Source organism: Sinorhizobium kostiense (genome assembly GCF_017874595.1).
GTDB classification, from domain to species: domain Bacteria; phylum Pseudomonadota; class Alphaproteobacteria; order Rhizobiales; family Rhizobiaceae; genus Sinorhizobium; species Sinorhizobium kostiense.
Genome location: NZ_JAGILA010000009.1, coordinates 14,000 through 28,588 on the forward strand (window position 1 = coordinate 14,000; position 14,589 = coordinate 28,588).

General features: G+C 60.8%; 14 protein-coding genes. 8 read left to right on the forward strand and 6 right to left on the reverse strand.

Annotation, left to right across the window (positions count from 1 at the left end; all coding sequences use genetic code 11):
- Positions 1–206 precede the first annotated feature (206 nt).
- From J2Z31_RS25305 to J2Z31_RS25335, 7 genes are all read left to right on the forward strand, one after another.
- Positions 207–1,088 (forward strand): ArdC family protein, encoded by an 882-nt coding sequence (locus J2Z31_RS25305; RefSeq protein ID WP_209605881.1) that lies wholly within the window; start codon positions 207–209, stop codon positions 1,086–1,088.
- Positions 1,089–1,651: 563 nt separating this feature from the next.
- On the forward strand, positions 1,652–2,827 hold the full coding sequence (gene repA, locus J2Z31_RS25310) for a plasmid partitioning protein RepA (RefSeq protein ID WP_209605883.1): 1,176 nt from the start codon (positions 1,652–1,654) through the stop codon (positions 2,825–2,827).
- Positions 2,824–3,816 (forward strand): plasmid partitioning protein RepB, encoded by a 993-nt coding sequence (gene repB / locus J2Z31_RS25315; RefSeq protein ID WP_209605885.1) that lies wholly within the window; start codon positions 2,824–2,826, stop codon positions 3,814–3,816. Before repA ends, repB begins: the two co-directional genes overlap by 4 nt.
- Positions 3,817–4,000: 184 nt before the next feature.
- A complete protein-coding gene (gene repC / locus J2Z31_RS25320; RefSeq protein ID WP_209605887.1) occupies positions 4,001–5,215 on the forward strand; it encodes a plasmid replication protein RepC in 1,215 nt (404 codons plus the stop codon).
- Between the two features lie 240 nt (positions 5,216–5,455).
- The gene (locus tag J2Z31_RS25325; RefSeq protein ID WP_209605898.1) at positions 5,456–5,887 is read left to right on the forward strand and encodes an antitoxin Xre-like helix-turn-helix domain-containing protein; all 432 of its coding nucleotides are present in this window, start codon (positions 5,456–5,458) and stop codon (positions 5,885–5,887) included.
- Positions 5,884–6,366, forward strand: coding sequence for an RES family NAD+ phosphorylase (locus tag J2Z31_RS25330; protein WP_209605900.1), 483 nt, complete (start codon positions 5,884–5,886; stop codon positions 6,364–6,366). Before J2Z31_RS25325 ends, J2Z31_RS25330 begins: the two co-directional genes overlap by 4 nt.
- Positions 6,367–6,560: 194 nt before the next feature.
- On the forward strand, positions 6,561–6,902 hold the full coding sequence (locus tag J2Z31_RS25335) for a hypothetical protein (RefSeq protein ID WP_209605903.1): 342 nt from the start codon (positions 6,561–6,563) through the stop codon (positions 6,900–6,902).
- Between the two features lie 6 nt (positions 6,903–6,908).
- On the opposite strand, the gene J2Z31_RS25340 is transcribed toward J2Z31_RS25335, so the two are convergent.
- Complete coding sequence (locus J2Z31_RS25340; protein ID WP_209605905.1) at positions 6,909–8,084, reverse strand: site-specific integrase; 1,176 nt, start codon at positions 8,082–8,084, stop codon at positions 6,909–6,911.
- 71 nt (positions 8,085–8,155) lie between these two features.
- Here J2Z31_RS25340 and J2Z31_RS25345 point away from each other — a divergent pair, with 71 nt between their 5' ends.
- Positions 8,156–8,434, forward strand: coding sequence for a type II toxin-antitoxin system prevent-host-death family antitoxin (locus tag J2Z31_RS25345; protein ID WP_209605907.1), 279 nt, complete (start codon positions 8,156–8,158; stop codon positions 8,432–8,434).
- Positions 8,435–8,483: 49 nt separating this feature from the next.
- Here the strand turns inward: J2Z31_RS25345 and J2Z31_RS25350 are convergent, their stop codons facing one another.
- The 5 genes from J2Z31_RS25350 to J2Z31_RS25370 form a co-directional block, all read right to left on the reverse strand.
- Complete coding sequence (locus J2Z31_RS25350) at positions 8,484–8,870, reverse strand: type II toxin-antitoxin system VapC family toxin (protein WP_209605909.1); 387 nt, start codon at positions 8,868–8,870, stop codon at positions 8,484–8,486.
- Entirely contained in the window at positions 8,870–9,124 is a 255-nt protein-coding gene (locus tag J2Z31_RS25355; RefSeq protein ID WP_209605911.1) for a type II toxin-antitoxin system VapB family antitoxin, read from the reverse strand. Before J2Z31_RS25355 ends, J2Z31_RS25350 begins: the two co-directional genes overlap by 1 nt.
- A 441-nt stretch (positions 9,125–9,565) precedes the next feature.
- The gene (locus J2Z31_RS25360; RefSeq protein ID WP_209605912.1) at positions 9,566–10,843 is read right to left on the reverse strand and encodes a ComEC/Rec2 family competence protein; all 1,278 of its coding nucleotides are present in this window, start codon (positions 10,841–10,843) and stop codon (positions 9,566–9,568) included.
- Between the two features lie 319 nt (positions 10,844–11,162).
- A complete protein-coding gene (locus J2Z31_RS25365) occupies positions 11,163–12,320 on the reverse strand; it encodes a patatin-like phospholipase family protein (protein WP_209605914.1) in 1,158 nt (385 codons plus the stop codon).
- Entirely contained in the window at positions 12,317–14,587 is a 2,271-nt protein-coding gene (locus J2Z31_RS25370) for a Mov34/MPN/PAD-1 family protein (protein ID WP_209605917.1), read from the reverse strand. Before J2Z31_RS25370 ends, J2Z31_RS25365 begins: the two co-directional genes overlap by 4 nt.
- Between the last annotated feature and the right edge of the window lie 2 nt (positions 14,588–14,589).

The window sequence follows — 14,589 nt, forward strand, 5'->3', positions numbered from 1 at the left end:
TCTTAAGCTGCAAGAGCTATCCGTGAGCAGGAGGCGCCGATGTTCTGCGCCCTCTCCTTCCGTTGGTGATTTGACGGACAAGCTACGATAGCCCCTCCCCCACGCAACCGCTGGCGCGGTCCTCCACTCTGTTGCGGCCCTTCGTGTGCATGGGCTCGCTTCGGCTATCTCCGTTTTTTGCCGTCAACCAACGGAAGGAGACGGCAATGCAGAGCATGAAGGACACCTACCAGCGTATCACCGATGCCATCATCGAGCAGCTTGAAGCCGGAACAAAGCCGTGGATTCGGCCCTGGCGCGGAAACAGCCGCGGCTCCCTCGTTCCGCGCCGCGCCACAGGCGAAGCCTATCGCGGGATCAACGTCCTGATGCTGTGGCTCGCAAGCGAACTCGCCGGCTACGAGGAAAACATCTGGATGACCTACCGCCAAGCTCAAGATCTCGGAGGCCAGGTCCGAAAGGGCCAGAAGGGTTCCCTCGTCGTCAAGTACGGCACCCTTACCCCGAAGGAGCGCGAAGACGATGACGAACGCGCCATTCCCTACCTCAAGGGCTACACGGTCTTCAATGCCGAGCAGATCGAGTACCTTCCAGACCGGTTCTATCGACCGGCCGGCGAGCTGCCGGCGATGCCAGTTCCGCATCTCGAGACCGTCGAAACCTTCGTCCGCAACACCGGCGCGGTGGTCACCTACGGCGGAACGACCGCCTGCTATCGTCCCGCCCCCGACGACATCCTCATGCCCGATCGGGCGCGCTTCGTCGACGAGGTTCACCTCTACTCGACCTTGCTTCACGAAGTGTCGCACTGGTCAGGCGCAAAGCATCGCCTCGAGCGTGACTTGAGCGGCCGATTCGGCAGTGAAAGCTACGCCATCGAGGAGCTGGTCGCGGAGCTCTCCGCTTCATTCCTCTGCGCCGATCTCGGAATGGCCCACGATCCTCGCGACAACACCGCCACCTACCTGGAAAGCTGGCTCAAGGCGTTGAAGAACGACAAGCGGGCGATCATCACCGCGGCCGCCAAAGCCCAGGCAGCAGCCGACTACCTTCACGGACTTCAAACGACTGGCATTCCGCCAATCTGATCCAGTGCAAAAGTTCCCCGCGGGGAACCGCGTCGCGAACTTCGTCGCGTCCGGCTGCTTGTTAGTCGGGCCAGGCGGGCCTGCCCTATTTGCGTGGGATTCAGAATCTGGGGGCAGGGGGCGCCGTTGCCAGGAGCGAGTTCCCCGCGGGGAACTATGAGAGCTAGTTTTTTTAGCTATGCTAGTGGAGTTCGAACGGCAGCCGGCGTAGCGCCAGTTTGATCCCGTCTGATGTTCAAGTTCTCCGCGGGGAACTTGGCCGCAGCTTCGCCGTGGCTGCTGCGGTTCGCGGCACGGACGCGGGAATATCCAGGGCCTGGGGCGCAGCCTGCCCCATGTCCTTTGGTATGGGAAGTTCCCCGCGGGGAACTGTGCAGAGCCCAGCCATTCACATCTGATCTGAATTCACAGGCCACAATTGATGCGCCGGGCCGAATCGGAGTACCGGTTAGTTGCGGAGAAAACTCGAAATTGCGGGTTTTTGAGTAGTTATGGGGTTGTTAGCAGATCGTTAACCACAACAGCGGTTAAATGGCGAGAGTGACCACCAAGGATCCTATTTGATGACGCGACACCTCAGCAGCCTTTCCTTCATGGAGAATTTCTCCAGCAAGCTCGAGCTGGCGTTGAACAACCTGAGCATGGCGCAGTTCCCGCCGGATGCGCGGCGCACTATGCGCAAGTTCACATCTACCGAAGTCGCTCAGCTCCTAGATGTCACCGAAGCCTACATCCGGCAGGTTGCCGCAAAAGAGCAGGGGCCTTCCCCCGAAATCTCCAACGGCCGCCGGCTCTATACCCTAGAGCAGGTCCTCGAATTGCGGATGGCGCTCGCCGCCAACGGTCGCAAGAAGTGGATGAACCCGCGCCGTGCAGGCAACGAACAATGCCAGATTATCGCAGTCACCAATTTTAAGGGCGGCTCCAGCAAGACGTCGACCACCATCCATCTTGGGCACTACCTGGCTTTACGCGGCTACCGCGTTCTCGCCGTTGATCTTGATCCGCAGGCGTCTCTGACAGCTTTGCATGGCAATCTTCCGAAATTCGACTACCGAGGCGGGGATACTCTCTATTCGGCGATTCGTTTCGAGGACCCGGTTCCAACAAAGTCAATCGTTCACCAAACGCATATCGCCGGTTTCGATGTGATCTGCGCCGGCCTCGAACTCACCGAGTTTGAAACGGCCGTCGCGCTTGAGATGCGACGGGCAGGAGGGACAGGCTTCCTGCTTCGCGTTTCCCAAGCCCTCGAACAGGTTGCGGACGACTACGATTTCATTCTCATGGATTCGGCGCCATCTTTGAACTTCTTGACGCTGTCATCCCTCACTGCCGCGACAGGCGTCGTGATCCCTGTTCCAGCGCATATGCTTGACGTAGACTCGACCGCCAAATTCCTTGAGCTTGCTGCATCATATATGCAGATCCTTGATGAGGTCGGCACATCGGCTCAATGGGATTTCGCGAAATTCCTCATCACGAAATTCGAACCCAACGACCATCCTCAGGCAAATATGTCAGCCCTCATGCGGCAGGTGTTTGGTGAAGACCTGCTGCTGAACTCTGTCATTAAATCAACTGCGGTCGCAGATGCCCTAACCTGGAAGCAAAGTTTGTACGAAGTGCAGCGGGCGCGCTTCTCCGCTCCCAAGACCTATGACCGCGCCATCGAGTCCATCAATGCGGCCAACGCCGAACTGGAAAGCCTGTTCTGGAAGGCATGGGGGAGAGAATGAGCCGCAAGGACTCGAAAGGCCTTTTTGCTAACGTCTTGGGTCAGCTTGAGAGCTCTCCCGAGAGGGGAGGGGGGCAGAGAACGACGTCCCCACATCTTCTGAAAGTAGCGGCTGGGGTCAGGCAGATCCAGGAGCGAAGCGAATTCGCTGAGCGGCTGCTGAAGGATGGCGGTCAGATTATCGAGATCGACCCAGACGATGTTCTGGATTCCGCGATTCCGGATCGCTTCGCGTCGGCGTACGATGCGGCGAATCTCGCCGAACTCATGCAGTCGATGGGAGAGCATGGGCAGAGTACACCGGGCCTTGTGCGCTCAGTGCAGGGCGTCGCGAAGCCGTTTCAGATCGTTTTCGGTCGCCGTCGCCTCGCAGCCGCCAAACTCTTGGGCATCAAGTTTAAGGCGATTGCGCGGGATCTCAGTGATGAGGATGCGGTCGTTCTTCAGGGCGAGGAGAATAGCAACCGCAACGATCTCTCCTTCATAGAGCGTTGCCTTTTTGCGCATTCGCAAGAGGCGGCCGGTTTCAGTCGCGACGTGATCTGCAAGTCACTGAGCACCGGCAAATCGCATATTTCCGAAATGATCCGGCTCGCCAAGGCGCTGCCGCGAGAGATTGTCCTGGAGATTGGCGCGGCCCCAGAGATCGGCCGCCGGCGCTGGCTAGACTTGGAGGCAAGGTGGGCGGCACATGCGGCTCCGCTTCAGGCAGCCCGGGAAGCGCTTGGCCGACTCGAAACTCTGAGCGGCGGAAGCGACGCCCGATTTAACGCCGTTTTTGACGTGCTCGGCGCGGAGCGAGACTCCCCCTCAGCGACCGTAGACGCCACGCAGCTCGTAGCTCACGGTCTTGTTTTGGGGCAGGTGAGCCACGCCAAATCCGGCTCCAAACTCGCTTTCAACAAATCGGTACCAGCTGGGTTCGTCGACTTCGTTGCGGCGCAGATTGAGACGCTGCACGATCAGTTTGTGCAGCGAAATAAGCAGTAGTTCGCAGACTTGGAAACTAGGAGGATAACCGCAAAAGAAAAAGGCCCCCAAACGTTGCCGTCGTGGAAGCCCTTCTCTGTGTTCTAGCAGACCGAGAATCGCATTTCCCCGAATCCCAGTCAAGAGTCCTTTTGGCACCGATTTTGGTGGGCGGATTTCTTTTGCCTTTTGAGAGGTGAAGGAAATGCAGGTTGGAAATGTGACGACGCCCTTCGGGCGGCGGCCGATTTCGCTTGCCCAAATCAAGGGGCAGATGCGGACGGCCGAAATCAGACCCGGCAAGACAGCCGACAAATGGAAGGTGTTCCGAGATGCCTGTGAGGCGAGGGCGGTGCTGGGCATTCAGGACCGCGCCCTTGCGGTGCTCGATGCTTTGCTGACGTTCTACCCGGACAACGAGCTTCGCGAGGAGCGAGGTCTCGTCGTCTTTCCGTCGAACGATCAGCTCTCGGTTCGCGCGCACGGCATTGCCGGCACGACACTGCGCCGGCATCTCGCCGCGCTCGTCGAGGCAGGCCTGATCCAGCGTAAGGACAGCGCCAATGGCAAGCGCTACGCCCGCAAGGACGACGCCGGTGCGATCGAGGAGGCGTTCGGCTTCAGCCTGGCGCCGCTATTGGCACGCGCCGAGGAATTAGCGCAGGCCGCACAACAGGTTGCCGCAGAGCGCAAGCGCTTCCGCATCACGAAGGAAGCGTTGTCAATCTGCCGGCGCGATGTCCGCAAGCTGATCAGTGCTGCGATGGAGGAGGGGGCTGCCGGCGACTGGGGACGCATCGAAGAGTATTTCCTTGAGCTGACCAGACGCATCCCCCGTTCGCCGAAGACCGCGGATATGGAGCCGGTCCTCGACGAGATGCAAATGCTGCGCGAGGAAATCATCAACCGGCTGGAAACTCACCAAGATTCCGAAAATATGACCAGCAATGCTGTTCAAAACGAACGCCACATACAGAATTCAAATACCGAATCCAGCAATGAACTTGAACCTAGCTCTAGAAACGAGCAGGGCGCGAAGTCGAACGAGACCAGCCGGCCGACCAGCGAGCCGATAAAGGCATTCCCGTTGGGTATGGTGCTGAAGGCTTGCCCAGAGATCAACGATTATGGGCCGGGCGGCGCGGTTGGAAGCTGGCGCGACCTGATGTCGGCGGCGGTCGTCGTTCGATCGATGCTGGGGGTCAGCCCGTCAGCCTATCAGGACGCCTGCGAGGTCATGGGGGAGCAGAATGCCGCGGTTGCTGTCGCCTGCATCCTCGGAAGGGCAGGGCATATCAACAGTGCCGGCGGCTACCTGCGTGATCTCACGCGAAAGGCGGCACGCGGCGAGTTTTCGCTCGGGCCGATGCTAATGGCGTTGATGCGGGCGAACCAGGGCGCGGGCCGGAAGGTCGGATGATGCGATGTGCTGAGAGACACTCGAGCGAAGGATCGGCGCGGCATTGAGAACGTCGGTCGAGATGCGAGGCATAACCGACCGTGCGACGGAAGTCGTCGTGGCACACCCGTTGCAGACGCAATTAACTCCGCGCTGTCAAATTAAGTGCCACTCGCTCCTTTGCGGCAGCAAGCGAATGTCTACAGCCTTGCGCGATGCCTCAGATGCGACTATATTTGGCCTCAAATGAACGGAGATGACATGCTAGCTTTTGAAAACGTTGCCGATGTCTTGGGTTTGCCGGCGAAGGAAGCAGCAGCGCGTTCTCCGCTCGGGCTGATTACGCGCATAGAGGGCGGTCTGCCTGTCGCGGCACTGGAGCGCGTGGTGCACCTTCTGGCTCCAAATGACAGCCATTTCAAGTATCGATTGGTGCCGAAGGCGACCTATGAACGCCGAAAGGCAACGCTTCGGCTCTCACCGGACGAGGGGATGCGCGTCGCGCGTGTCGCCAGGGTGTGGAACCTGGCACTGGATGTTTGGCAGAGTGAGGAAGAAGCCCGTGATTTCCTGTTTCGGTCCCACCTCATGCTCGAGGACAAACGTCCGATTGATGTGGTCATCCAGAGCGAGATTGGCGCCGAACTCGTGCTGGAAATCCTCGCAAGCCTGAAATACGGCAGCGCTGCGTGAGCGCCCAGATTCTTGATCGCACGCTGTCGGCATATCGAATAGGTGACCCGAACGGGACCTATCCCATATTCGACGCAACTGGCTCAACCATCGCGCCAGGGCGATGGAATACGCCGGCAAGTCCAATGATCTACAGTAGCGAGCACTATTCAACCGCGGTACTCGAGAAGCTGGTGCATGGCAGCGGTCGATTGCCGCCAAACCAGCACTACGTGCAATTAACGGTACCACGCGGATTGGCCTATGAGGTCTTTTCGCCGCCGGCTCTCCCGGGCTGGGACACGATGCCGCCAACAGCGAGCAAGGGATTTGGCGAGCAATGGTGTCTGGAAAGGAGGAGCGCAATCTTGCTCGTCCCCAGCGTTGTAGCCCGGCTCGACCGCAACATACTGATAAATCCAGCTCACCCGGAGTTCCGTGAAATTCAGGTCAGCCTTCATCAGCCGGTTTACTGGGATCGTCGCCTCTTCGGACAGTAACAAGGCAGTGCGTCTCGCCTGCTCGGTTCAGACAATCAGCTTCGCCGCTCGGCCCTGTTTACGTGCAGCCCTATTTTAACAGCTCGCCGTCTGCGTGGCCGATTTTGCTTTTGTCGTTTCCGCAGGAACTCTAACCCGATTTAGCCATTCTTATCGGTCAGTTCCCGCGAATAGGAATTCCATGGAGGAGGATCGTGGAAGACAGCGCCAGTGACCGCGAACTTATCGTGGTAATGAGACAGTATTTTGTGGCCAAAGCCGAGCTGGAAGGCTTGAGAGCACAATTGGAGGCGGCACGACAGACCGCCGGCGAGGCGATCGACGCATTCTACGATCCCCGCCAGAACGCCGAGCATGCCGCCGGTCTCGAACGCTCGCATCGCCTGAGGGGAGAGATGGCGTCGCTGATGCAGCGTGCGGAAGCCTGGGCCAGGGCAGCATCGGTCGCTGACCGGCACGATAGGTCGAAGGCGGAAGCAGACCCGGAAGAATGGCAGTCGTTTGAAAGACGAGCCGATGCACTCTTTGGGGCGTAGTCACGCTTAGACAATCAGCCGGGCCGCTCGTCCATTCTTTCGTTCCGCGTTGTTATAGTAGCTCGCCGCCTGGGTCACCGATTTGTGCAGCGATTGCTGCATCGCTTCGGGCAGCGGGATACCGCGGTTTGCCGCCTCGGTCAGATAGCCAGATCTCAAGCCGTGCGCCGAAAACAGCGCCGGGTCGAGGCCGACCTGCTTGGCACGGCTTTTCAGAATGACGTTGACCGACTGCGGCGTCAGCGCCCGCCGGTTGATGTTGCCCCATTGATCGATGCGCCGAAAGACCGGTCCCTCCTTGATCGCGGCTTCGGCCAGCCAGCGCTTCAAGGCGGTCACCGGCCGGCCGATTAACAGCACATGTTCGTTGTCGTCGCTCGTGGTGGTTTTGGTGCGGCCGAGATGAATGCTGAGACAAGGCAGGGGAGGGGAGTTCTTGTCGTTCGGGTCGGCGCGGACCGGCTCCTCGTCGGTGAGGTCTTCAACGAGCAGTCCCGCGACCTCCGAGCGGCGGCGGCCGCCGGAAGCGAAGGCTGTGAGGAGCATCGCTCGGTCGCGGAGGTCGACCAGCCTATCGCCAGCACAGGCCTGCAACAGCTTTACCAGCACGTCGATGGTTACGGCCTTTTTGCTCTTCCTTTGCCGTGGCCGACTGCTCGCCCTGACTGCCAGCCTCAGCGCGCTCTTCAGCCTTGGCGCACCGAAGGCGCCGGTTAGACCACGCCAGCGCGTCAGGATCGACCACGACGTCAACCGCCGCCGCACCGTGCCGGGGGCATGCGGGCCGGCGGCCCTGAGCAGCCGTTTGGCCCGCAAACCGGCCTCAACGTCGGCCGGCATGCCGTGGCTCGGATCCTCAGCGCGCTTAACCGGGTCCCAGAGGTGATGGGCGACGAATTTGAGCAGCAGACTTTCCGGCGCCGGCCAGGGGAGGGGGGAGCCGGTCGCGAGCCGGCACCAGGCCTCGAGATAGCCGAGATCGGAGGCGAGAGCCCTGAGCGTGTTCTCGCCCATGCCTTCGCTGGCGAGGTGCTTCAGGGTTTCGACATCGTCGTCGGTCAGCAGCGCGGCGAGCTGGTCGCGCCGGTCGAACGGCAGGATGGCGTCGAGCGCGTCGAGTTCTTCGGCGCGGCGGTGGAGCGCTTGGCTGTCCGATTGGGCCGCTCTATGATTGTCGATCATGGATTCAGTCTCCAACGCTCTTGTGGGCACTCCCGAGAATCCGTGTATTTCGGGAAACGGAGAGTATTGAAATGGCGTTGACCGTCACCGCTGCGGCGGTTTTCAGGAATTTCGCGACCTATCAGAATGCCGCCGAGCGCGAGCCGGTGATCATCACCGAGAACGGCCGGCCGCGCACCGTGCTCATTGCCTATGAGGACTATCTGCGGCTGGCGCGGCGCGACCGCCGCGTCGAGGCGACGGCGGAGTTGAGCGACGGTGACATCGCCGTGGTCGAAAAATCCGAAATGGAGCCGGGTCTCGATCATCTCAATGCCGAACTGCTGACGGGCAAGCATGCTGCCGACTGAAAGTGCTGCTTGCGCCGGCTGCCGGCTGCCGGGTGCAGCGGATGCGGTCTCATGCCGTCTCGATGTCGGTGCGCGAGAAATCATCGCCTTTGTAGAGCAGCGGTTCATTGCGTGTCCTGGCGAGCGCATAGGAGAAACAGTCGCCATAGTTCAGACCGGCCGGATGTCGGCCCTTGCCGTAGCTACGCCAGGCTCGCCTTGCCACCGCGATCTGTTCCGCGTCGACGGCGACGATTTCCACGCCCGCCTTGTAGAGCCATAGATCGAGCTCGGCCGCACCAGCCTCGCCGAGGCGCGCCTCGATGACGATGGCGAGTTCAAGGACTGTCGCGGCGGAGATGAAGCGCCGTGGCGCGTCGACGACTTTTTGTTCGTAGGTTTCGGCTTCTGGCTCATTGAAGGCGATCGCGACGATGGCGGACGTGTCGATGACCATCAGCCGGGGAGCCCATTTTCGTCATAGCCCAGGATCTCGTCTGCGGAGCGGTTATCGAGCACTGCCAGCCTCGCCCAGCGCTTCCGGCTGGCGGCAAGCTCCTCGAGAAGGGCATCGCGATTTCCGGCATTTGCGAGGCGCCGCAGCCGTTCTTCAAGTGCCCGGCGGGTCGCCATGGTGATGGTTTCACCGGTCTTCTCGGCCAGTGCCTTTGCCAGGCGTTCCGTCTCTGGATCTTTAATGCTGAGCGCCATTCTGGTTCCTTGGTTCCTAGTTGTCTATATTCTACCTCGCTCTGGCCCCAGTGCAACGCCTGGACGTCGGATCTTGGCGGAACCGTCCAACGTCGCGAGCGCAAAGCCTGAGCCGGTCCGCCACTATTTTTGCCTCGAGCGGCTGTGTTGCCGTGAGCGTAGGTGATTTGCGGCTCGAAAACCGAAACTATCGATACTTGAAACCTATCGATAGTGAGTGGACCGCGGCAATCGGCGTCCGGCTGACGGAAAGATATCGGCTTTTAGCTTCTGTTTGTGAAAATTCCGACATTAGTTCATATGGTTAATACTTCGTGAAATGGTGTGTCAGATATTGCCGCGCCCGACTGAACGACGGTTGTGCGCTACGTGATGGTTGAGATTAGGCGAAGTGAGGTTGGTTCGGTTCCGGTAGGGGCGAGAGGACAACCGAATCTGCGCTCATCCGGTAACGGCGCGTGATCGGCGACGAATGCGAACCGTTGGCGTGGGATAAAGTTGGCGGTCGCCGCGCGGGCGTATTCCTGGCACTGTCGGCAAAACGGACCATCCTACATCCTCGTGCGCTTTGATCTGCGGGACATGAGGATGACGATAGGCATTGGGAAGGCCATATGAGACGACAGACCGCCCTTTGCCGCCGACGGGGGCTGGCGGCGCAGTGCCTCGTCCGCCGTGATGAGGAATACACAAATGGGTGAGACCGGTCTTCATGGAGCCCTCGATGTGAGCGTAGTCGGTATCGCCCGTCAGAAGGACCGCGTCGCCATCGTACTCGTAACGTAGTTGGTAGCCCGTGCCGTTACGATCAAGTGGATCCGGTGAGGTGCCACGCTCAAATCGAAAGCCACCAACCGAGAGCGGCCCATCGACGAAGGTCAGATACGGTCCCAGTTTTTTCTGGAAGAATGCTGTGTTGGGAGAGACCGTCTGGTCTGGCGCATACCACTCGCGGGTATGCCAAGCGGTGTGACGCCGCCCCATATCGAAGTGATCAAAATCCCAGTGCGAGAGAAAGATGAAACCATCTCCGAGATATGGTGGTTTGAAACCGAGCGCAACAGATCCCTTGTTGAACCAGATCGGCGCACCCGCATCAAAGAGGGCAAGCGGGGTGTCGCCGCGCAGGATCAGCGCTGCGCTCGCCTGCCCTACATCGATGATGCGAATGCAAATTTCGTCCGCAAGATTCGGACCTTGTTTGCCACCAGGATTCGCGTTGAGCCGGTCGGAAAGGCTCTGGAAGGCGATAGTTCTGTGGCGGCCCCGCGCTCGGTTACTCTGTGCGTGGAGGCCGGCGACGAGATCGAAATGGTCAACCGGTCCGGAACCTCCTTCGACAGCGCGGCCGAGCCGACGGATCCGGCGCACCGAACGTTTGGGCCTCCGGCGGTACTCCTCGTCCGCCCGCATCTCCCAAGCCATAGGAGCGTGGCCTCCATCATCAAGCAATATTTCGACCCAGTCCCCCTTGGCCAGGTTACCTAGCTGGTGGCGGTCCTCCCAGACGTGCTCGGTCGTCATCGCGCGGACCAAGCTCAGTGCTGAAGGATCGTCAATCGCGGCATCGTCAGACTCAAAACGATCGGCGTCGACTCCGTCAAGCAACAGCACTGAACGGCTGTGATTGCGCCCCTCCAGCGCTTCGATCTTGTCCTCAACCACGGCATAGTAGCGCGGTGGGTCGGTCTCCCGCTTGCCCTTCTTGCGCTTGGCCATACGTAGCGAATCGCTCCCTCACCTATTCGTTGTGAAGATTAGTGTTATCTTGCCGTAGGCTTCCATCAAGAACCTCAGACGACATCATGCGCGGTATCTTCGGTTGGGCCGCGCTCTCGTCGGGGTCACGTGCAGTCTTGGCGTTGCACCCGATGGATGGTCGGGAAGGGGATGGAATTCTTGCGTCCCAACGACCTGGCCAGCGATAGATGGCACGGTGCTCGCCCGCTCCAAGACAGACTCGCGACCGGTGCGGTAGCGTGTCGGCCGGCGTGCCTTGGGGGGGCGGGATTCGCTGGCGCCGACCTACACCGCGCTGTCAAGGAAGGTCGTCAAACGAAGTGACGGATTCAGCAATAAGCTCACGTGCTCGCATGGCAGCATCGGCTCCAGCATACCCGGCTCTCATTAGCAATCGGGATTCTTCAGGCGAGAATGGATTGAGACGCGTGCGCAGCGACGCAGCGGCGAGAGCTTCTTCCCTTGTCAGCGGCAGAGGATTTTGAATGCCGTATTGCGCCGGCGCTGTCGCGATATCCCAATAGGCGACGTGGCGCTGCCCGAGATTGGCCGCTCCGAACAATAGACGACGGCGGGAATTCTCAGCCTGCTGCTGGATGATCCCCAGCGTCCGGAACATCTGACCCATCCAACGGCCGGTGGGACGTCCAACTTCCGGGATAGACTTGCCGGCGTTGCTGACAAGGATTGTCCGACAGCGCTTCCAGATGCGCTCAAGTCCCAGATTGTCGTAGACGCCGCCATCCGTGAGGACGGCCTCGTCGATGAAAGGTTTGCGGTGGAGATCAGCTCCCTGGGCCGGCCTCAGCTTTTGCGCCCTCAGGTCGATCCTCACAGGAGACAGCAGCGGGGGGAACGCCGAAGAGGCTGCCACAACGCGCGCCAGAGGCAGCGACGGTTCCTCGATGATGCCGACGCGATAGTCCGCGGCATAGTGTCGGGAGAAGCGCCATCCGCTTCCGGTCTGGAGATTGGTGGCCATAAAGGTGAATCGCGGTCGTTCGGGGATGTCCTGAAGTCCGACGCCCTGGAAGAGGTGACGATCGTAAGCGCGAACGATACTATCGGCTGCGCTGCAGCCGGGAAGGAAGCTATAAAGGATAGCCCTTATATCGATCCGTTGCTCAGCAAAGCGCAGTAGCGGCGCGGCGAACACTTCCAGGAAGTTCTCCGCCCGTCCGTTCTCATCGAAAAGAAGGCGGGGCCAGCACAGCGCCAGGTAGCCCGCCGTGATCGAGCCGCCGGACACGCTGGCGATCTCATCGAGCCGGGGGAGATAGCCGGCAGCGTTGAGGCGGATCAGAGCACCGACGTGATAGATCATGGCGCGGTAACCGCCGCCCGAGAGGCAGAGGCCGACCGCGTGTTCAAGCTTGCGCGCCTGCAAGAAGTCCCCCGTTGCGCCATTGATGGCGAACAGGCTCTGGATGTCGTCGGCGGGAAGCACTTCGCTCATGACGCTGCCTGCGAGGCGGCCAGGTGTTTTCCGGCGAACACCACGCGCAATGCGCCGTTGTCACCGGCAACCAGCATAAGGGCGGGCAAACCTTCACTCTCCAGCTCGGCCGTGAGCCAGAGAATTTGGCGGATATCTGTCGCGCTGGGACGCGTCGACGAGCCGGCCGGATGAGAATGCCATTCACCGACGTAGCGGATTTGGTGAAGCGAGCGTTCGGCGGCGTCATTGACAGCGTCGGCAAGGCCGGCAACGCCGCGTTCGAAACCGGTAACCGTGCCGCTGCTATCCTCCGGTTCGGGCAACGCGCGGACGAGATGGATAGACCGGCGGCTGGTGTCGACGATGCCCAGCAGAACGCCTCCCGTCTCATTCGGCAAGCGCGCCGCGCGCAAGGCCGCGATTTCTTGGACGAGAGACTGATTGTAGCAAACGGTCCATTCGCCGAGCGCAATGCGCGTTACCGGCTGTCCGGCTTCGCCCACCAGAGAAACGGCGTTTTCATCACTGAGAGTCCAAACCCGAACCTGGGCCCCCTCAGTCGACAGGGCATCCACTACAGCCTGTGAAGCGATCGCGCTCATCAGCGCTGCCCGGGAAGCCGGGATGCGGTTCGTAACCGCCCTGCATGAGCCGCTGTAGCGAAGCGCCGAGGTGAGCGGGCGCAGGTGGTGGGCAAGTCCGGTCTCCGTCTGGATCAGCCTGTGATACTGGGCCTCCAAGTCGCGGAGCGTAGTATCGCGCTGCTGGCCTTCCGCGAGCAGGACGATTGCCGTGCCCGATGGATTGAAGAAAAGTGACAGGCGCCGGCCGTTTGCGCCCTCCAGATCGGAGAGATGGCGCGACACCGCGACGGATGCGGAGGCATCGATAATCAGGTCTCCGGCGGCAAGCTGCTCGTCGATCTGCGGGCGCTTGTCAGGCGCCGGCGCGAGAAAATCCGCCTTGATCGAGACGGCCTGATCGCAAAGCAGTGTTTCAAGGCGTCGCGCCAGTGCCAAAGACTTGGGCAGTCCGACGTCGACAGGGTAAAGAGCGTGACGAGCCAGATTGTGCGGGAGCAGTGTGTCATTATCGACAACCGTCCATCGGAAGCGCCCCTCCCGCGCAAGGTTGACGGCAAGCTGCGATCCCAGCGAACCCGCACCGATCAGCACGCTCTTCCGCAAGTCAGGCTCAAGCTGACCGCTGACCGCGACCCCGGTCCTGCGTTCGAAGGCAAGATGCACGTCGGCCGGTTCGATCGGCAATTCCGGCAGAGCGGCTGCCATGGCTGGCGCGAGCAATTTCACATACCCTTTGCTCGACCCAACCTCGCTGTTGTTTGCCGCGAGCACGCCGAGTGCCACGCCGACATCACCGGCTGTGTCATACGTGATGAAGGCGCGAAGATCGTCTGCCGACTGCCCATCATCGCCCGTCACCGGGAAGGCGATAACCAGGGCGAGACGCGCAGCAAGGCGTCGGACAGCGTCATTGCCCAAGCCGGCCCACCCGGCAAATTGCTCATTAAGTACACGAGCCAAGTCTATCCCATATTCCTGCAACTGCGCCGCCAGCGTATCGAGCGTCTTGGGGGCTTGGCGCAGCCGCCCCATACCCTGCGGCGATGCGCGCAGAGTGAGCACCACAAAACCTGGCGCATGTTGGGGGCCTGTTCCCGCCGGCTGCGTGATGACGACCTTTTCGTTCTCGGCACGAAGGAAGCCGACCAGCTCGGGAGGCTGCTCCGCCGACGTGAGGGCCGCGGCCGGCACGATGATCGTTACCGCGTTCTTAAAGAACAGCGGTTCGAGGGGTTGCGCCCGATCGTGCAGCTCCCCGCGGGCAGCCCTGGCGAGCCAGAGCTGGATGCGGCGCAAGAAATCCGCGGGTGTGAACGACAGCCGTGCTTCGTCCCAGGGACGATCATCAATGCAGAGCGCGCGCGGCATGCCTTCCGGCATCCAGTTCTGATGCATCGTGTGCGGGAAGTCCGGCCGCAAGGCGACGACGGCTGGTTGATTTCCCTCCGCGTCAAAAATGACGGCGATCGGCTCGATGCCGCGGATTGGTTCGGCCAAGTCCTGCGGCCGCTCGACTTCGACTTCCAGGAGGAGGCCCGTGAGATGTCCGTCAGCAGTTCGGCGTGCTTCGATGAGCGCAACAGAGGCCGCGGCGCCTGAATTTATGTGAGCCGCCACGCGGCGGGCGTCGTCGACGGCACAGGCGTGCACATCGATGAGCTCGCCGAATTCAGCCCACCATGCGTGCAGGATTCCCGACATCC